The sequence below is a fragment of the Gordonia oleivorans genome, assembly GCF_040044975.1.
GTDB classification, from domain to species: Bacteria; Actinomycetota; Actinomycetes; order Mycobacteriales; family Mycobacteriaceae; genus Gordonia; species Gordonia oleivorans.
On the sequence record NZ_JBDZDI010000004.1, the window covers coordinates 167042 to 185498 of the forward strand.

Sequence of the window (18457 nt, forward strand, 5' to 3'; positions counted from 1 at the left end):
CACCCAGTTCGGCTCAGCCGAAGATGACTCCCGGGTTGAGCAGCCCGTCGGGGTCGAGTGCGTCCTTGATCGCCCGCATCGTCGCGAGGTCGACCGGCGATCGTCCCAGATGTGTCCACGCGGTCTTGGCGCGGCCGATCCCGTGTTCGGCGCTGATGCTGCCGCCGTGACCCGCGACGATGGTGAACACCCGGTCGGTGACCTCGGCGGTGCGCTCGACCGGCACGTCGAGCAGATTGACGTGTACGTTGCCGTCGCCGACATGCCCGAAAAGAATGGGGCGGCAGGCGAAATCGAGCTCGCCGGGCAACGCCTCGAGTTCGGTGACGGCGCTCGGCAACTCCCGGATCGGGAAGGACACGTCGAGTTTGACGACCGGTGTCGTGGTGGAGCGCGCGATGGATTCGGTGTGGCTTTCACGCACCTCCCACAGCGCCCGCGCCGGCCCCGGTTCGAGGACCGCGTCGACGATGCCGGTGCCGTTCTCGAGGAGGTCGACCACCAGCTCCTCGGGGTCACCGGCCCCGGACACCTCGAGCAGCAGATAGTACGGGGCCGGGGTGGCCACCGGCCGTCGGGTTCCGTGCTCGTGCACCAGGTCCAGACCCGCCTGCGTCATCAGTTCGGCGGCCTCCACGGTCAGACCCGCCTCCCGGGCCTGACCGATCAGGGCGATGGCATCGTCGACGCGATCGTGCGCCGCCACCAGCACGACGGTGGCCGAGGCGGCGGTGACCAACCGGAACAGCACCCCGGTGATCACCGCGAGGGTTCCCTCACTGCCGGCCAGGAAGCCCGGGATGTCGTATCCCACATTGTCTTTCACCAACGGGGACCAGCGTCGCAGCACCTGCCCGTCGGCACGGACCGCCTCGATCCCGAGGATCTGCGCACGGGTGTTGCCGTGCCGGATCATCCGCACACCGCCGGCATTGGTCGACACCACCCCACCGGCCGTCGCGGACTCCCGGGAGGCCAGGTCGACCGGAAACATCAGACCCACCGACTCGGCGCGGGCATCGATCGCGGCGATGGTGGCACCGGCCTGCGCCCCGACGGTCGCGCCGACCTCGTCGACGTCGTCGATGTCGGTCATGCGTGCGGTCGACAACAGGATGAGACCGTCGTCGCCCGGGGCCTCCGGCGGCGGAACCGACCCGCCGACCAGCCCGGTGTTGCCACCCTGCACGCAGATCCTAATCCGTTGTGCCGCACACTCTCCGACGACATCCGCGACCTCGGCGGTGGTGCGCGGCCGGATCACCGCGTCGGCGTGGCCGTGGTAGCGGCCCATCCAGTCGGTCAGATACCCCGCCATCGCGTCGGGGTCGGTGAGGACGTTGGCATCGCCGACGATAGAACGCATCCGATCGAGGACACTCGGGTTGATGGTCACCTCTCCATTATCGACGCCGGGGCCACTCGTGCGGAGGAGTCGGATGTCCTCAGATCGCCTCGGTCACCGGAACGTCGCCGTCGTTGAATTCGATGACCTTGCCGACGGTGTCCGGTGCCGCGATCACCGCGGCGGCGACCTGCGCCACATTGTCCCGGCTCACCTCACCCTTCGAGTCGACCCCGCCACCGACCTCGACGCGGCCCGAACCGGGTTCGTCGGTGAGCCGCGACGGCCCGAGGATCGTCCACTGCAGTGGCGAGTCCTTCAGATGTGTGTCCGCGGCGGCCTTGGCCTCGGCGTAGGCGAAGAACGAATTCTCCTCCGGCACACCGTGATCTGGTCCGGCACCGTAGTAGGACACCATCACGAAACGATTCACTCCGGCCGAGGATGCGGCGTCGATGGTGCGGATCGCCGCATCGCGGTCGACGGCGTAAGTGCGGGCCGGGTCGCCACCACCGGCCCCGGCCGACCACACGATGACGTCGTGTCCGGCCAGCACCGACGCGATCGACGCGGTGTCCAGGTTCTCCACGTCCGCCACCACGGGGCTCGCGCCGGTGGCCGCGACGTCGTCGACCTGCGATTCCGTCCGGATCACCGAGGTCACCGAGTCGCCGCGTCCGGTCAGGATGCGGGCCAGCCGCAACGCGATCTTGCCGTGTCCTCCGATGATCACTACCTGTGTCATGTCGCCTCACTTCGTCGTCGTCGATGAATGTCTGCGTATCTCCCAACGTAGCGATCCGGACTTGTAGTCCGCTTTACCATTCGATTACTTAGCAACAAGCAACTATATTTGTCGGTATCCCACCCACCGAAAGGCGTCCGCCATGTCCGCATCCACCGATGAACTGCGCACCGCGCCGACGGTCGATGTCGCCGTGCTCTACCACCAGTGGGTGCGCATCACACGGGCGTTGCGGGCCGGCGGGCAGGGAAACCTCAGCGCCGGGGTCGCCTCGGCACTGTGGACGATCATCAACCACGGCCCACTTCGCCTCTCCGCGCTGGCCGAACGCGAATCGGTCTCACTGCCGACGATGTCACGGATCGTGGGCAACCTCGAACAGGGCGGTTACGTCGAACGGCTCCCCGACCCCGACGACGGACGTGCCCGCCAGCTCGCCGCGACCCCGGCCGGCACCGAACTCATCAACCACGCCAAGTCGAAGAAGGCGCTGATGCTCGCGGACGCGCTGGACCGTCTCGACCCGCAGACCCGCGCCGAACTCACCCGCGGCATCGCCGCCCTCGCCGACGTCCTGACCGACGGCGAGTGCTCCACGCTCGGAGTCGATCGATGACGCGATCCGACGAGTGACGCCACGCCCCGTCAGCCGACCCAGCCCCACCACGTCAGGAGACACCATGACCGCCGCCACCGCGGCCCCCACGGCTTCCGATCTCGGGCCCCACTACAAGTGGATCGCCCTGTCCAACACCACCCTCGGCATGTTGATCGCGACGATCAACAGCTCAATCGTGCTGATCGCGCTGCCCGATATCTTCAAGGGCATCAACCTCAATCCGCTGGAGCCGGGCAACACCAGCTACCTGCTCTGGATGATGATGGGATTCCTCGTCGTCACCGCGGTTCTCGTGGTGAGCTTCGGCCGGCTCGGTGACATGTTCGGGCGCGCCCGGATGTACAACATGGGCTTCGCCATCTTCACCGTGTCGTCGATCTTCCTCGCCATCACCTGGTTCGACGGTCCCGAAGCGGCCATCTGGCTGATCTTCTGGCGCATCATCCAGGGCATCGGTGGTGCATTCCTGATGGCCAACTCCTCGGCCATCCTCACCGACGCCTTCCCGGCCAATCAGCGTGGTCTGGCCATGGGCATCAACGGCGTCGCGGCCATCGCCGGCTCCTTCCTGGGCCTGATCATCGGTGGCCTGCTCGCCCCGATCCAGTGGCACTACATCTTCCTGGTCTCGGTCCCGTTCGGCGTCATCGGCACCATCTGGGCGTACCTGAAGCTGCGCGACACCGGCGTCCGCCGCAAGGCCAAGATGGACTGGTGGGGTAACACCACCTTCGCCATCGGCCTCGTCGCGATCCTCGTCGGCATCACCTACGGCATCCAGCCCTACGGCACCTCCAACATGGGCTGGGGCAATCCCTGGGTGCTGGCCGCACTGATCGGCGGTGCGCTGATGCTGGCCGCGTTCGTCATCATCGAGACCCGGGTGGACAGCCCACTGTTCGAGCTGTCGCTGTTCAAGAACCGTTCCTTCACCTTCGGCAACATCGCGAACCTGATGGCGTCCATCGGGCGTGGTGGTCTGCAGTTCATCTTGATCATCTGGCTGCAGGGCATCTGGCTGCCGCAGCACGGCTACGACTACACCAAGACCCCGCTGTGGGCCGGTATCTACATGGTCCCGATGACTGTCGGCTTCCTGCTCAGTGCACCGGTGTCCGGCGCCCTGTCGGACAAGCTGGGCACCAAGTGGTTCACCACCATCGGCATGCTGATCACCGCCGGGACGTTCGCCGGCCTGATCGCGATCCCGGTTGACTTCAGCTACTGGGTGTTCGCACTGATCCTGCTCATCAACGGCATCGGCATGGGCCTGTTCGCCTCACCGAACCGCGCCGAGGTGATGAACAGTCTGCCGATCACCTCCCGCGGCTCCGGCGCCGGCATGATGACGACCTTCCAGAACGCGGCGATGGTGCTGTCCATCGGGCTGTTCTTCTCGATGATGATCGCGGGTCTCAGCGAGCACCTGCCCACCGCGATGTACGACGGCCTCACCGCCGGCGGAATGCCCTCGGCACCGGCCGACTCCATCGCGCACCTGCCCACGGTCGGCATCCTGTTCGCGGCGTTCCTGGGCGTCAACCCGATCCAGGAGGTCGGTGGCCAGGCGCTACAGGGTCTGCCGCAGGCCAGTATCGATCACCTCACCGGTCTCGAGTTCTTCCCGCACCTGATCAGCGATCCGTTCTCCGACGGTCTGACCGCGGCCTTCACCTTCGCCCTGGTGTGCTGCCTGATCGGCGCCGTCGCCTGCCTGTTCACCGGCTCGAAGACGTCGGTTCAGGAGTCCGTCGACGAACCCGCGGAGTCACTCGGTGAGGAGCTCGCCGCCGTGGCCGCCGACGCCTCCGGCGAGGCCCCCGCGGAGTTGGTGGTCGACGAGTACCCCGAGCAGGAACCCGCGGGGCGCCGGTAGGCGCGTGCTACCGTTCTCGGCGGTACATCGGGGCCCGCGGTGTTTGTGTCGCGGCTGTCTACTCCCCGATTTGTGACATGAGTACGCATGCCGTTCCCACCCGTCGGGTTCTGCCCGAGATCGGCCGGTCCGGTCCGTCCTGAGCGCCGCGATGCCGCCCATCGTGTACGCCTCCCTGGGCAGTTGGGAATTCGGTTGCTGCCGAACGGCTCCCCGAGTCGGGGGCCTGCTGGATGACTGTCACCGGCCCCCTGATGCTGAACGTGTCCTGGCATCCCGGCAATCCGCGGTGGCCGGCATACGACGTCCGGGTCGCGTCGATGTATGCCGACTATCGGCGTTGCCGCGTCGTCGGCGGCGGGATTGTGGCCGTTCCGGGTTCGCACATGTACGTCGAGGTCGACGCCGCGGACGAAAGGATCGGACACCAGCCGATTCCGCGGACCGAATTCGGGAACTTCATCAAGGATGAGTACCTGCTCGGGATCCGGGTCACCCCGCCTCGCCCGCTCAGCCGCTGACCGCCGACAGCATCGCCAGCTTCTCGTGACTGTCGCTGCCCGGTACGGCGGTATAAACCAGCAGGATCTGCGCGGTGTCCGGATCGAGGAGTGTCTGACAGAACACCTCGATGAGTCCGAGTTGCGGATGCACGATCCGCTTCTCGGTGTCGGCGAGCGAGGTTGCGACGTCGTGCCGGTCCCAGAGTTCGGCGAACTCCGCGCTCTCGCGACGCAGCGCATCGGCGATTTCCGCGGCCCGCGAGCGCGGCCCGTCGCGGGTGACGGCGGCCCGCAGGCGAGCGGTGTGGGCGGCGGCGTGATGGTCGTGATCCTCGGCCGGAAATCGACCGCGCGTCTGCGGGTCGGTGAACCATCGGTAGACGATGCTGCGTCGATACCCGGTCAGCACCGAATCGTCACCGAGCAACGCCACCGCCATTGCCGTCTGCCTCAACGTCTCCCCCGCACCGTTGACCACCATCGCCGGGGTGTCGGCGAGCCGGTCGACGATGCGCATCATGCCGGGACTGACATGATCGTCGCGGCTCACTCGGTCGGGCGCGTTCAACCCGGCGAGCCGGAACAGGTGGTCACGCTCGTCGAGACCGAGATGCATCGCCTGCGCGATGGCGGCAACCATCTGATCCGACGGGTGCGGTCCGCGTTGCTGTTCGAGCCGGCTGTAGTAGTCGGTGGACATTCCGGCGAGTGCCGCGACCTCTTCGCGCCGCAGTCCGAGTGCCCGACGTCGCGCACCGGGCGGCAGACCCACGTCGGCGGGTTGCAGTGCTTCGCGCCGGGCACGCAGGAACTGCGCCAGGCCCGCACGGTCGATGGACGTCATGACTCCACTGTTACCCGGTCGCCGCGACCCCGCCCAGGGATCGGCGGTCCCTGGATGACTGCGGCCTGGTGGCCGGTCGGTGAGCGCGATGAAGTGGAGTCATGAACCTCACCGACAACACCATCTTCATCCCCGGCGCCACCTCGGGTATCGGGCTCGCCCTCGCATTGCGACTCCACGAGCGGGGCAACACCGTCATCATCGGCGGTCGACGCACCGCACTGATGGACGAGATCGCCGCAGCCCATCCGGGTATCGAGACTGTTCGCATCGACACCGCAGACGCCGACGACATCATGCGGGCCAGTACCGAGGTGCAGACCCGATTCCCCGACACCAATGTCCTCATCGCGATGGCCGGCATCATGCGCGCCGAAGATCTCACCGACCCGTCATTCCTCGACACCGCGGTCGCGGAGGTGACCACCAACATCCTCGGTCCCCTCCGCCTGGTCGCGGCGTTCACCGAATTCCTTTCGGGGACGCCGGGCGCCACCATCATCACGGTGTCCTCGGGACTCGCCTTCACCCCGATGGCCACCACCCCCACCTACAGCGCCACCAAGGCGGCCATCCACTCCTTCACCGACTCCCTACGAATGCAGCTGGCGCCCAACGGGATCAGCGTCCTCGAACTGGTTCCGCCGGCAGTGGCGACAGACCTGATGCCCGGTCAGGCGGAGGCCGAGTGGGCCATGCCGCTATCCGACTTCGTCGACGAGGTGCTGACCCTGCTGCCCGACGCCACCGACGAGATCCTCGTCGAACGCGTCAGGGCCCTGCGGTACTCGGAGACCGACGGAACGCGCCGCGACATGATGGGCGCCTTGGCCCGGTTGCACTGAGCTCCTCTGGGATCTCTACTGGCACGGTCAGATTGGTGATCGGCGTCGTCTGCGGGTGATGGTGCGGTTGTGGGTGGTTCGGCGGGGACGGCGTCGGATCGGTGGGTGGGGGCGTGCTGGTTGTGGCGCCGGTGGTTGGGGTCTGATGAGCGGTGGTGCGATGCTGCGGTAGGTGTGGCCGGTGGGGGTGCGGATGTCGAGGGTGTGGGGGCCGTCGGTGGTGGCGAGGACGGTGTAGGTCCAGCCGTCGGCTTCCTTGGAGTGGTTGTGGTCACTGCAGGTGCCGTCGCCGTTGGTGGCGGTGGTGGCGCCGCCGTGGCGGTGGGGGTCGGCGTGTTCGATCTCTTCGACGGGGGCGTCGCAGTACGGGACGCGGCATCGCTGGTCGCGCAGGGAGATGAAGTGCGCCAGGTTTTTGGGGAAGCAGCGGGAGCGGGCGTCCATGGAGACGAGGGTGCCGTCGGCGGGTCGGACGTAGAGTCGGCGGATGGTGGAGGTGGTGGTGGCGTCGGCGCCGAGGAGGAGCAGTCGTCGGGCGATCTCGGCGGGGATGGGGCCGTAGCCGGGGATGGCGGCGGGTGTGTCGCTGGTGCCGAGCATGGTCTCGGCGGACATGATCAGGTTGACCGCGACGGGGACGGCGTCGGCGGTGGTGTGTCCGGTGACGCGTTCGACGAGGGTGTCGGCCATGATCTGGGCGCGGGTGCGGCGGTCGGCGCCGATGATGGAGTCGGCGTGTTTTTTGAAGGCGGCGTATATGGCGATGCCTTGGGCCATGGGTAGCAGTGCCGAGAGGTGGGTCATGAGGTCGGGTGCGGGCCGGACGCTGACGCGACGGTCTTTGTCGACCTTGGCTTTGCGGTCGACGACGGTGCGGGGTTCGAGTTGGTAGGCGAGTTCTTTGGTTTTGGCCTCGAGTGCTTTGTCACCGACGCCGTCCAATGCTGTGGTGTCGCTGCAGAGTTCGCGGTCGATGGTTTCGCGGGTTTCGCGGGTGAGGTAGGCGGTTTCGCGGACGAGGATGGTGACTCGCCATTCGGTGAGGTGGCCGGCGGCGAGGGCGGCGAGGGTGTGTGGCATCTCGTGGGTCAGGGCGCGGGCGAAGCCGAGGTGGCTGGAGCCTTTGCGTCCGGAGGCTTTGCGGGCCAGGCCGATTTCGGCGCCGAGACCCTTGCCGCGCCGGCGTTGCGGTACGCGGCGGGCTTCTTCGTCGGCGGTGCGGAGTTCGTCGAGGCGGGCGGTTTCACGGACCTGCGCGGCGGTGGCCGCGGATTTCAGTTCCTCGAGGACGGTGAGGCGGTCGAGGGCGTCGGCTTCGGTTGCCGCCGAGGTCATCTCGACGAGCGAGGTCAGTGCTCGACGGATGTCGTCGGTCGTCTCGAACATCCCACCCCCACTTGATATCGAATATGTGTTCCATGGTACACGCGTGTGAGGATGCACGCCATAGGAAAATCGTTGACAGAGAACCTTTTTCCGTCGACCGAGCCGCAATTACGTTGACAGCGCTCGGTTTCCATTGATCGCGAGTGCGCCCACTGGATGTCACCCGCCGCGGGGCGATCGCGATCAGAAACCGCTCGGTGGTGTCGGGCCGGACTTCTTGCGTGAGGACCGGAAGAGCATGGCGCCGCCGTAGATCGCCAGGGCGATCAGGGCGACCCAGAACAGGCCCTTGAGGATCGGCCCGATCATCGCCAGGGCGATCAGTGCGACAGCGATGATGCCGAGGATCTTCCAGAAGGTCAGTCCGGATTCGGAGGTGGTCTTGTGTGATTCGGTTGATGTGTTCATGACTCCACGATGACGCGTCGGAAGGGAAATTTCACTGGTCAGAGCACGCTTTGGGGGAAAGATCAGGGGACTCCCCCATGCCGGTGGGCACCGCACTCAGCCGATGTGCGGGGCCGCACTGGGCGCGGTGTAGCTACATCCGAGTGCCGTCGGACTCGGGAAGGCGCGGCGGTCGCGGAACCAGGCGACGCAGATGCCGGCCACGGTTCGCCGGGATCGACTGAGGAGGTAGCCGTGAGTGCAGTCGCGGAAGCGATCCTCGTAATTCCACCGGTCGAGCATCGCGTTCGGCACGGTGTACGCGGCCACCGCCGGAATATCCATCACCGCCGTCGACAACCGCACCATCATCGTCCGTTCACGCAGCACCACGATCTGAGCGCAGGGCACATCCAGGTCATCATCGTCGGCATCCCCGGACCCGTCATGATCGGACGGACCGAGATCGAGCACCGCACCGGCGGGCATACCGGCCAGGGAATCGACCAGCCAGTCGTACATCGCCGACCATGCCGCGGCCTGCCGGACGCCCTCCGGATCGGAGCTGTGCGCGGCATCGGGGCCGTGTGCATCGAACATGGGAGCCTCCTGGAGAAGATCGGATGTCCACAGTGAAGCACCGGCCACCGACAAGTTCGTCGAACGCGAGTGCGAAGCGTCGACGAGGCCGTCCCTACCGGGCGTCGTCCCCGGTCTCACCACGCTCCCGGGCGGAATCCCGCTTCTGCTGCTCATACTCCTCGGCGATGTTCTCGTCGTCGAAGGTGATGAGCGGCTCGCCGCCGAACTCCCGGTAGAGGGCGAAGGCGGCGAGCACCAGTCCCAGCACTCCACAGAGCCAGGTGCTTCCCGGGACGTCACCCACCCCGCGGTTGATCACGTCCACCAGCGCCCACACCACTCCGGTCAGACCGATGACGACCATGACCAGCCAGATCCCGACGCCGCCCTGCGCGCTCGGTGCGCTACCGCCCTGAGGAGTGTTCACCCGGCGATCTTCCCACGATCACCGATGCCCGCGGCCCGATCCGACGCGCGCGTCGCCCGCCGGGCAAGATGGCACCCATGCCGATCCCCGAGTTCATCCGCGACCTGCGCTCCCACGTCGGACATGCGCCGCTCTGGCTGTCCGGTGTCAGTGGGGTGGTCACCGATGACGCGGGACGCGTGCTGCTGACCCGCCGTGCCGACACCGACGAGTGGGCCGTGGTCTCCGGGGTCCTCGAACCCGGCGAGGAGCCCGCCCGGGCGATCGTCCGGGAGATCACCGAGGAGACCGGGGTGAGTGCCGAGGTCATCCGCCTGACCAGCGTCGACGTCACCGACATGATCACCTACCCCAATGGGGATCAGACCCGGTATCTGGACGTGTGCTTCCTCGCCCGTCATGTCTCGGGTGAGCCGCGGGTCGCCGACGACGAGAACACCGCGGTCGCCTGGTTCGCTCCGGACGCCCTCCCCGAACCGCTCGCCCAGACCTCGAGACTGCGCCTGGACAAGGCGCTCGCCGGCGACCCGCAGGCCTGGTTCCACCGCTGAGAAGATCGCCCGTCACCGCACACCCGGCACCGCGGGCGGATCACCCACCGGGCCGAGCGGGGTGGTGTCGGCTGCCACGCCGGTCGGCGCCTTGCCGACCTGGCCGAGGACTCGGGTCTCCCCCGGAAACTGCTCGAAATCGCGGTCGTAGTCGCCGAACTCGTGATGGAGCGGGAGATTGAGGAACGGGCCGAAGGACGTGTGGTCGCCGGCGCCGTCGGTGTGCAGGACTCGCGTCTGACCGTCGGGCAGGTACTGGTAGGTCTCCATCGACGGGTAATCGGTCACGTTGCCCGAGATGCGGGCACCGCCCCCGTCACCCTCACCGGGCGTGATGATCGTCTGACCGTTGACCGACCAGCCGGCCTCCGCCGTCCCCGGCGGCGCAAGCGGATCCGCGGCGTCGTAGTTGACGAGAACGGTTCCGTCGTCCAGTTGCGAGGCCCGGACCCGCGGTGTCCCGGTGCGCACGGTCGTCCCGTCGGCGGTCGCCGACGGATTCTGCCGGGCGATCACCAGTCCGGTCTCGTAGTCGACGACGTAGGTCACCCTCGTGTCCTCCGGATCGAAGGTCGGGTCGAAACCGCGGTTGTCACCGAGGTGATCGTCGATGCCGCCGTGCACCGTCGCAGTCGGGATGAACAGTCCGGTGGCCACCACCCCCTGCCCCGGAACCGGATTGATACGCAACACGCTGATCTGCGGTGGTACCCCGTTGTTCTTCGGGGAGTAACTGTGCGGATCGAGCACCTCGGCGACCCGCCAGTCGTTCTCCGAGGTCGGCGGCCGCCCATAGAGCGACCGGAACGCCGCGATCTGGTTGGCTTGTCGCGCAGCTGGATTGAAATCCGGATTCTCGCCGTCGGCGGTCAGTGCGATCCCGCCGCTCGCGGCGTTGAGCAGCGCCGCCAGATCGTCGTCGAAACGCTCTGCCCGGCTGCAGATCTCGGCGACGCGGCGCGTGATCTCGGTGATGGCATCCTGATGGGCCTGCCGCTCCGCCGGTGACCACCCCGGCACCGACGGCCACAGCAGGTCGGTCACCGCACCACTGACCGGATCGATGACAAATCCTCGCACATCGGCCTGCGCCTAAACACTTCTCGCGTCCCGGACGAGCGCCGTCGCCTCGTTGAAACAATCCCGGGCGGCCGCGGCCACCTTCGCGTTCTCCACACCGTAGCTGTCGATGTCGACGCGCACCCGCCCCGCCGCCGCGCGTGCCGCGTCGGCGGCATCACCCTGCCACGTCGACAGACTGTCCAGTGAGCCGAGGGTGGTGCCCAGCGTCGAGCAGGTCGCCTGCTGCGCGGAGCAGATCGCGAAGATCGACGAGATCTGCCCCGGGTCGAACCGCAACACATCACCGAAACCGACCATCTACAACCGCAATTCGATGTCGGACGACCCTGATGCATCCGGCCGATAAGGCATCACGCGCAACGATGCGGCACTCGTGTCGTCGGCCGCGAGGAAGGCGGTATCGGCCGCGGTGAGCATGGTGCCGTGGTCACCGACCACGCCGGCCAGCCCCATGCCCCGCCGTCGCCACGATTCGGCGAGAGTCATCAGCGCCTGACCGCTGTTGTCCCACAATCCGGTTGAGATCTCACACAACGATTGATGATGGCCGTCGAACTCGCGCGCGGCGTCGTCGGCGCCCGCGACGAACACCGACGACATCCACCTGAGCTCCGAACCCACGGCCTCGACGCGTCTTTCGGTCATGCGCTGTCCCCCTTCGCGTATCTGGCGGCCTCCCGGCTGCGCCGACCATACGGGGAATGTGTCCCGCTGCCGGCGGTCGTGCACCCGCCTGTGGACAACTGCCTGTGGACAACTCGGGTCAGGCATTTCCGACAATTGTGATCGCAACGGAATAGTCGGCGACCCCGGCCGCCTTGTAGCTGTCATGGCCGACACGAGTGAGACCAACGAGAACACCCTCGATATCGACTCCGCCGCCGTCACCGCGCGGCAGATCGTCGCCACCGCCTACGGCGATCCCGCGGAGGTGATGGAGGTCGTCAAGATCGAGTTACCGGTGCCCGATCCCGGCCAGGTCGTGGTGACCGTGCAGGCCATCGGTGTCAACCCGTTCGACGCGAAGACTGTGAGCGGGGTGATGGGCACCGACGAGTCGAAACTCCCGCTGCACCCGGGCAGCGAACTGACCGGAATCGTCAAGGCACTCGGGCCCGACGTCACCGAGTTCGCCGTCGGCGACGCGGTGATCGGCTACCCGGTGGCCGGCGCCTACGCCGACCACGTGGTCGTCGGCGTCGACCGACTGCACCGGCGACCGGAATCCCTCGACGTCGAACATGCCGCCGGCCTGTTGCTCGTCGGCGTCACGGCCGCCGACACGGTCGCCACCGCGGGCGTCACCGACGGCGACGTCGTTCTCGTCCACGGCGGTGCCGGCGCGGTCGGGTCGATCGCGGTGCAGCTGGCGCTGCGCGCCGGGGCCACCGTGATCGCCACCGCCGCCGAGACCAATCACGACGCTCTGCGCGCACTCGGGGCGATCCCGGTGACCTACGGTGACGGCCTCGCCGACCGCGTGCGCGCCGCCGCACCATCGGCGGTCACCGCCGCCATCGACACCGCAGGCACCGACGAGGCGATCGATGTCTCGCTGAAACTCGGCATCGACGCGTCGCGCATCGTCAGCATCGCCGCATTCGGCCGCACCGACGACGGCATCATCCTGATCAGCGGATCGTCGGACGCGACCAAACGCCACCACGCAGAGGCCATCGAGCCGCTCATCGCCGCGGCCGCCGACGGCTCGCTGATCACCGAGGTCGCGGCCGCCTATCCGCTGGAGCAGGCCGGCCGCGCGCTCACCGACCTGACCGCGCGGCATTCGCGCGGAAAGTTCATCCTGCTGCCCTGACCACCGGCATCATCGACATCACGATCCATCAACCACGTCCACAACAGTGAAAGGTGTTCCATGACAGTCCCTTCCATCACCCTGAACAACGGTGTCCAGATCCCGCAGCTCGGCTTCGGGGTATTCCAGATCGAGCCGCAGGACACCGTCGAGGCCACCCTCTCGGCATTCGAGGTGGGCTATCGCCACATCGACACCGCGCAGATGTACGGCAACGAGAAGGAGGTCGGCGAGGCGTTCGCCAAGTCCGGCCTGCCCCGCGACGAGGTCTTCATCACCTCCAAGCTCAACAACAACAAACACGCCTACGACGACGCCCTCGCCGCGACCGACGAGACCCTGGAGCGGCTCGGCGTCGATCAGGTCGACCTGTTCCTGATCCACTGGCCGCTGCCGGAGGTCGGTGACTTCGTCGAGACCTGGAAGGCGCTGGAGAAGATCTACGCCGACGGCAAGGCCCGGGCGATCGGCGTCTCCAATTTCCAGAAGCACCACCTCGAGCGTCTGTTCGCCGAAACAGAGATCGTGCCGGCGGCCAACCAGATCGAGGTGCATCCGTATCTGACGCAGGACGAGTTGCGCGCCTTCAACACCGATCACGGGATCGCCACCGAGGCGTGGTCGCCGATCGCGCAGGGCGACGTCCTCGACGACCCGGTCCTGGTGAAGATCGCCGAAGAGAAGGGACGATCGACCGCGCAGGTCACCCTGCGGTGGCACATCCAGCGCGGCGACATCGTCTTCCCCAAGTCGGTGACCCGGTCGCGTGTGGAGGAGAACTTCGCGCTGTTCGACTTCGAACTGACCCCGGCCGACGTGGCCGCGATCGACGGCCTCAACAAGAACAAGCGCCGCGGCCCCGACCCGGACACGTTCAACTGGGTGCCCTGATCTGACACCACCGGCCGAACCCACCGCGCCCGTCGCGCAGAATGTGCCCATGCACATCTCGCGACGGGCGCAGCACGTGGCGCCGTTCTACGCGATGGAGTTCGCCAAGAAGGCAGGCGCCGTGGAGGCGGCCGGGCATCGGGTGATCCGGCTCAACATCGGCGAACCCGACTTCGGCCCGACTCCGCAGTTCCTGGCCGCGGCTCGGGAGGCCGCCGACGGCAGGCCGATGACCTACACCGACGCGCTGGGTACCGCGCAGCTCCGCGAGGCCATCGCCGGGTTCTATGCGACGCATTTCGGCGCCGACGTCGATCCGTCGCGGGTGGCGGTCACCACCGGCGCATCGGCGGCGCTGCTGCTGGCCTGCGCCGCCCTCGTCGACCCCGGTGACGGGGTGCTCATCGGCGACCCGTCCTATCCGTGCAATCGGCAGTTCGCCGAGAGCTTCGGCGCCGACGTCACCCTCGTGCCGACGACACCCGACACCCGCTTTCAGCTGACCCCCGACCTCGTCGACGCCGCGTGGCGGCCGTCGACGCGTGGTGTCATCGTGGCGTCACCGTCGAATCCGACGGGCACCTCGGTGCCGCACGACGATCTGGTCGAACTGTGTGCTCGGGTGGCCGCCCGCGACGGCTGGAGCATCGTCGACGAGATCTACCTCGGGCTCGCCGATCCGGGCCCGGACGGCCATCCGCCGCACAGCGTGCTCTCCGAACCCGGAGCGCATACCGCGAACACCGTGGTCATCAACAGTTTCTCGAAGTACTTCGGCATGACGGGCTGGCGACTGGGGTGGGCCATCCTCCCGGACTCCCTGGTCGATGTCACCGAGCGTCTGGCGCAGAACTTCTACGTCAGCCCGCCGACGCCGGCGCAGTACGCGGCCCTCGCCTGCTTCACGCCCGAGTCGCTGGCGGTGTCGGAGGACCGTCGCCGCGAGTTCGTCAACCGCCGGCGCCTGGTGCTCGACGGTCTGGAACGCATCGGGCTGCGGGTTCCGGTGCAGCCCGACGGCGCGTTCTACGTCTACATCGACGTCTCCGACACCGGCCTGACGTCGGCGCAGTTCTGCGACCGGGCACTCGCCGACGCCCACGTTGCACTCACGCCGGGCAAGGATTTCGGCATCGCCACCGCCGACGATCACGTGCGGTTGTCCTACGCGGCGTCCACCGCCGACCTGGAGGAGGCCCTGTCGCGGCTGGACGCGTTCATCGGCCGGCTGTCGCGAACCGTGTGATGACCGGAAAGAAGCAACCGTCGGCCCGGACGATGCTCGTCTGGCAGGTCATCATCGCCGTCGGCGGTCTGGCGGTCGGGGCGCTGTTTCTGACCATGGGGATCGTCGGCGGCTTCGTGCAGGGACCCACGTGCGCCGACCGACCGATGGGGCCGCTGGATCGGTGCGTCTCGATGCCGGGCACCAAGTACACGCATCCGGAACTGCTGGTGCCACCGGCCTTCGACCCCGCACATCCGGGACAGGACGTGCCGGCGGCGGAAGGCCGGACACCCGACGAGGTGATCCGGTCGCAGCGCATCGTCGGGGTGATCCTGATCGTCGTGGGGTCGGCGAGCGTGCTCATCGGGTTGTCGTCAGCGCACCTGGTCACCCGCAAGATCAACGCGCACCGTCGCCGTTCGGACCCCTCCGGCGAGGTGCCGGCACCCACGGGGCACGATGGCTGAGATGAGCCACGATCCGACCCTGCCCGGCGTCATCACCGGGGTGACCAACCGCGACGCCACGATCCGCCTCGATGCGCACGGTCCGCGGACCGTCGGCGAGCCCGAGGAGTTGCGCACCGACGCCATCCTCGCGATGTATTCGGTCACCAAGTCGTTGACGGCGACCGTCGCCGTGCAACTCGCCGACGACGGACTCCTGGATCTCGACGTCCCGGCCGCCGAGTACGAGCCCCGCCTTCGCGACGTCGAGGTGCTCGACGGATTCGAGACCGACGGCACCCTCCGACTCCGTCCGGCCCGAACGCCGCTCACCACCCGGCAGTTGCTCACGCACACATCCGGTTTCGGCTACACCTTCTTCGACGAGGCGACGTCCCGCGCGGCAGAGGCACTGTCGGTTCCCGACGTCGCCGCCGGCAGCGTCGAGTCGCTGGGCACTCCCCTGGTCTTCGATCCGGGGACCCGGTGGTTGTACGGGATCGGCGTGGACTGGGTGGGCCTGGTGATCGAGGCCGTCACCGGACGCCGACTCGGCGAGGTCATGCGGGAACGCCTTCTCGACCCACTGGGCATGCGCGACACCGCTTTTGCGCGTGACGATGCGATGCTCGAGCGGGCCGCGAGCCTGCATGCGCGGCTACCCGACGGCAGCCTCAAACCGCTGCGTCGACCCACCCGGCCGGACGCTCCCGCGGTCGATCTCGGCGGTCAGGGGCTGTATTCGACGGTCGACGACATCCTGCGCTTCCTGCGAATGTGGCTGTCGGACGGCCGATCCGACGACGGCGAGCAGATCTTGCGCCCCGACGCCGTGCGCGCGGCCACGGCCAATCAGCTCGGCGATCTCACCGTGACGGCGCTTCCCGGGATCGATCCCCGACGTACACACGACATGGAGTTCTTCCCCGGACTCCGCAAGGGCTGGTCACTCGTCGCGATGACCAACGAACTCGACGCCCCGACCGGACGCACCGCGGGCAGCCTCGGCTGGGCGGGTCTGGCCAACACCTACTTCTGGATCGACCGCCGGGCGCAGATCGCCGGTGTGTGGGCGACCCAACTGTTCCCGTTCGCCGATCCGGTGGCCCTGCACGCGGCCATGGAATTCGAGACGTCGGTGTACCGCGCGATGAATTCCGGAGCCGGGATCGGTCCAACCTCCTGACCTCACCGCATCACCACATCACCACCGACAGGGAGCACACCAATGGCAACGATCCGCGTCCACGAATTCATCACCGCCGACGGCGTCTTCGAGAACCCGGCCTTCACCATGCCCTACGGATTCACCGAACGGATGGGCGAGGTGATCGGTTCTCTCACCGCGCCGGCCTCGGACATCCTGTTGGGCCGCAACACCTTCGAGATGTTCGGACCGGCCTGGTCGACCCGCACCGTCGAGGACGATCCGGGTGCCGGGTTCTTCAACGACTCCCCCAAGCACGTCGTCTCGTCAACGCTGACCGACGCCGGCTCCTGGCAGAACTCGACGGTGCTCGGCGCCTACGACCCGGCCACCATCGCCGACCTCAAGGACCGCGCCGAGGGCGACATCTACATCAGCGGCAGCGGCCGGCTGGTGCGCGCGATGCTGTCCGACGGCCTCGTCGACGAACTGCACCTGCTCGTCTATCCCGTCATCCTCGGTGCGGGCGCCCGGCTGTTCGACGGCATCGGCGAGGTGGGCTTGCAGCTCCTGGACCAGGAGGCCTTCGACAACGGCGTCGTGCATCTGAGCTACGGACCGGCCTGACACCTTCCCCACCCGCCATTCGGCGGGCAAACTCCACCGATTTCGCGTCGGGTCGGCGGTACCGGGCACGCCACAGCCCTGCCTAGACTGTGATCCATGACACGTCCGAGGCCCGAGTTCGATCCCGAGCTGCGGGCCGGTCTCGCCGTCGTCGGCGGATTGTTCCCACCCACCGTCACACCCGAGCTGATCGGTTTCATGCGGCAGTCCTATGCCTCCCGCCCCGTCGACGAGACAATGCACGGCCGAGAGGTCACCCACACCGATTATGAGATCCCCGGATACCGCGGCGACCCGATCACGGTGTCGGTGTTCCGATCACCCCGAGCCAACGGAGAGCGGCCCGTCATCGTCTACGCCCACTCCGGTGGCCTGATGTTCGGCGACCGGTTCAACGCGCTCGACGCGACGCTGGATTGGGTGGAGCGTCTCGGCGCCGTCCTGATCACGCCCGAATACCGCCTGGCCCCCGAGTACCGGGATCCCTATGCCCGCGAGGACATGTACGCGACCCTCGAATGGACTGCCGGCCAGTCGAATTCACTCGGAATCGACTTGCGACGGCTGATGGTCGCCGGTGCGAGCTCGGGCGGCGGACTGGCGGCCGGCCTGGCCCTGGCCGCACGCGAACGCGACGGCCCGGCGATTCGCGCCCAAATGCTCAGCTATCCCATGCTCGACGACCGCGGAATCGCGCCATCGACAACACAATTCGACGGCGTCGGGGTGTGGGATCGGGTATCCAACGAAACCGGTTGGCGCGCATACCTCGGCGATGCCTACCGGTCACCCGAGGTCAGTCCGCTCGCCGTCCCGGCACGAGCCACCGATCTCACCGGTTTGCCGCCCGCGTTCATCGACGTCGGCGACTGCGAGATCTTCCGCGACGAGGCCATCGACTACGCCGGAGCCCTGTGGGGTGCGGGGGTCAATACCGAACTCCACGTGTGGCCCGGCGCATTTCACGCCTGCGACATCTTCGCCCCGCACACCGCCCTGGCGAAATCCATGCTGCACACCAGATTCGTCTGGATTGCCCGCATGCTCGCCGACTGACCTCGTCGAGAACCCGGGACAACTTTCCACCGCCCCATCCGCTTCACGAGAAA

The 18457-nt window shown here is 67.4% G+C and carries 22 protein-coding genes; 12 read left to right on the top strand and 10 right to left on the bottom strand.

Annotated elements, in window-relative coordinates:
* Nucleotides 1–13: 13 nt before the first annotated feature.
* Together ABLE92_RS08955 and ABLE92_RS08960 are read right to left on the bottom strand one after the other, a co-directional pair.
* On the bottom strand, nt 14–1366 hold the full coding sequence (locus tag ABLE92_RS08955; RefSeq protein WP_348804574.1) for an FAD-binding oxidoreductase: 1353 nt from the start codon (nt 1364–1366) through the stop codon (nt 14–16).
* A gap of 79 nt (nt 1367–1445) precedes the next feature.
* Nucleotides 1446–2090 carry an SDR family oxidoreductase gene (locus tag ABLE92_RS08960; RefSeq protein ID WP_348804395.1) on the bottom strand — a complete coding sequence of 215 codons (645 nt, stop codon included), beginning with the start codon at nt 2088–2090 and terminating at the stop codon, nt 1446–1448.
* A gap of 142 nt (nt 2091–2232) precedes the next feature.
* Here ABLE92_RS08960 and ABLE92_RS08965 point away from each other — a divergent pair, with 142 nt between their 5' ends.
* The 3 genes from ABLE92_RS08965 (at nt 2233) to ABLE92_RS08975 (ending at nt 5106) form a co-directional block, all read left to right on the top strand.
* Complete coding sequence (locus tag ABLE92_RS08965; RefSeq protein WP_348804396.1) at nt 2233–2706, top strand: MarR family winged helix-turn-helix transcriptional regulator; 474 nt, start codon at nt 2233–2235, stop codon at nt 2704–2706.
* A 64-nt stretch (nt 2707–2770) separates the two neighbouring features.
* On the top strand, nt 2771–4585 hold the full coding sequence (locus tag ABLE92_RS08970) for an MFS transporter (RefSeq protein WP_348804397.1): 1815 nt from the start codon (nt 2771–2773) through the stop codon (nt 4583–4585).
* Nucleotides 4586–4818: 233 nt separating this feature from the next.
* Entirely contained in the window at nt 4819–5106 is a 288-nt protein-coding gene (locus ABLE92_RS08975; protein ID WP_348804398.1) for a hypothetical protein, read from the top strand.
* Here ABLE92_RS08975 and ABLE92_RS08980 read toward each other — a convergent pair.
* Nucleotides 5096–5932, bottom strand: a complete 837-nt coding sequence (locus ABLE92_RS08980) for a helix-turn-helix transcriptional regulator (protein ID WP_348804399.1) — start codon at nt 5930–5932, stop codon at nt 5096–5098. The genes ABLE92_RS08975 and ABLE92_RS08980 overlap by 11 nt on opposite strands.
* A 101-nt stretch (nt 5933–6033) precedes the next feature.
* Here ABLE92_RS08980 and ABLE92_RS08985 point away from each other — a divergent pair, with 101 nt between their 5' ends.
* On the top strand, nt 6034–6777 hold the full coding sequence (locus tag ABLE92_RS08985) for an SDR family oxidoreductase (RefSeq protein ID WP_348804400.1): 744 nt from the start codon (nt 6034–6036) through the stop codon (nt 6775–6777).
* Nucleotides 6778–6804: 27 nt separating this feature from the next.
* Here ABLE92_RS08985 and ABLE92_RS08990 read toward each other — a convergent pair whose 3' ends face one another.
* From ABLE92_RS08990 to ABLE92_RS09005, 4 genes are all read right to left on the bottom strand, one after another.
* On the bottom strand, nt 6805–8163 hold the full coding sequence (locus ABLE92_RS08990; RefSeq protein WP_348804401.1) for an HNH endonuclease signature motif containing protein: 1359 nt from the start codon (nt 8161–8163) through the stop codon (nt 6805–6807).
* 183 nt (nt 8164–8346) lie between these two features.
* Nucleotides 8347–8571: a hypothetical protein gene (locus ABLE92_RS08995; RefSeq protein ID WP_348804402.1), complete on the bottom strand. Its 225-nt coding sequence runs from the start codon at nt 8569–8571 to the stop codon at nt 8347–8349.
* A 96-nt stretch (nt 8572–8667) separates the two neighbouring features.
* Nucleotides 8668–9150 (bottom strand): hypothetical protein, encoded by a 483-nt coding sequence (locus ABLE92_RS09000; protein WP_348804403.1) that lies wholly within the window; start codon nt 9148–9150, stop codon nt 8668–8670.
* Between the two features lie 94 nt (nt 9151–9244).
* Complete coding sequence (locus tag ABLE92_RS09005) at nt 9245–9559, bottom strand: hypothetical protein (protein WP_348804404.1); 315 nt, start codon at nt 9557–9559, stop codon at nt 9245–9247.
* A 77-nt stretch (nt 9560–9636) separates the two neighbouring features.
* Here ABLE92_RS09005 and ABLE92_RS09010 point away from each other — a divergent pair, with 77 nt between their 5' ends.
* On the top strand, nt 9637–10110 hold the full coding sequence (locus ABLE92_RS09010) for an NUDIX hydrolase (RefSeq protein ID WP_348804405.1): 474 nt from the start codon (nt 9637–9639) through the stop codon (nt 10108–10110).
* Between the two features lie 12 nt (nt 10111–10122).
* On the opposite strand, the gene ABLE92_RS09015 is transcribed toward ABLE92_RS09010, so the two are convergent.
* Genes ABLE92_RS09015 through ABLE92_RS09025 form a run of 3 tightly spaced genes read right to left on the bottom strand, consistent with a single transcriptional unit; the run spans nt 10123 to nt 11838 of the window.
* Entirely contained in the window at nt 10123–11154 is a 1032-nt protein-coding gene (locus ABLE92_RS09015) for a hypothetical protein (RefSeq protein ID WP_348804406.1), read from the bottom strand.
* 48 nt (nt 11155–11202) lie between these two features.
* Nucleotides 11203–11490 carry a hypothetical protein gene (locus ABLE92_RS09020; protein WP_348804407.1) on the bottom strand — a complete coding sequence of 96 codons (288 nt, stop codon included), beginning with the start codon at nt 11488–11490 and terminating at the stop codon, nt 11203–11205.
* A complete protein-coding gene (locus ABLE92_RS09025; protein ID WP_348804408.1) occupies nt 11491–11838 on the bottom strand; it encodes a hypothetical protein in 348 nt (115 codons plus the stop codon).
* Nucleotides 11839–12022: 184 nt separating this feature from the next.
* On the opposite strand from ABLE92_RS09025, the gene ABLE92_RS09030 reads away from it, so the two are divergent.
* From ABLE92_RS09030 to ABLE92_RS09060, 7 genes are all read left to right on the top strand, one after another.
* The gene (locus tag ABLE92_RS09030) at nt 12023–13009 is read left to right on the top strand and encodes an NADP-dependent oxidoreductase (RefSeq protein WP_348804409.1); all 987 of its coding nucleotides are present in this window, start codon (nt 12023–12025) and stop codon (nt 13007–13009) included.
* A 60-nt stretch (nt 13010–13069) separates the two neighbouring features.
* Nucleotides 13070–13900: an aldo/keto reductase gene (locus ABLE92_RS09035; RefSeq protein WP_348804410.1), complete on the top strand. Its 831-nt coding sequence runs from the start codon at nt 13070–13072 to the stop codon at nt 13898–13900.
* Between the two features lie 49 nt (nt 13901–13949).
* On the top strand, nt 13950–15146 hold the full coding sequence (locus ABLE92_RS09040; RefSeq protein ID WP_348804411.1) for an aminotransferase class I/II-fold pyridoxal phosphate-dependent enzyme: 1197 nt from the start codon (nt 13950–13952) through the stop codon (nt 15144–15146).
* Entirely contained in the window at nt 15146–15595 is a 450-nt protein-coding gene (locus tag ABLE92_RS09045; protein WP_348804412.1) for a hypothetical protein, read from the top strand. Before ABLE92_RS09040 ends, ABLE92_RS09045 begins: the two co-directional genes overlap by 1 nt.
* A 1-nt stretch (nt 15596) precedes the next feature.
* The gene (locus ABLE92_RS09050) at nt 15597–16760 is read left to right on the top strand and encodes a serine hydrolase domain-containing protein (RefSeq protein ID WP_348804413.1); all 1164 of its coding nucleotides are present in this window, start codon (nt 15597–15599) and stop codon (nt 16758–16760) included.
* A 42-nt stretch (nt 16761–16802) separates the two neighbouring features.
* Nucleotides 16803–17348, top strand: a complete 546-nt coding sequence (locus tag ABLE92_RS09055) for a dihydrofolate reductase family protein (RefSeq protein ID WP_348804414.1) — start codon at nt 16803–16805, stop codon at nt 17346–17348.
* Between the two features lie 96 nt (nt 17349–17444).
* On the top strand, nt 17445–18404 hold the full coding sequence (locus ABLE92_RS09060) for an alpha/beta hydrolase fold domain-containing protein (RefSeq protein ID WP_348804415.1): 960 nt from the start codon (nt 17445–17447) through the stop codon (nt 18402–18404).
* Nucleotides 18405–18457: the final 53 nt, after the last annotated feature.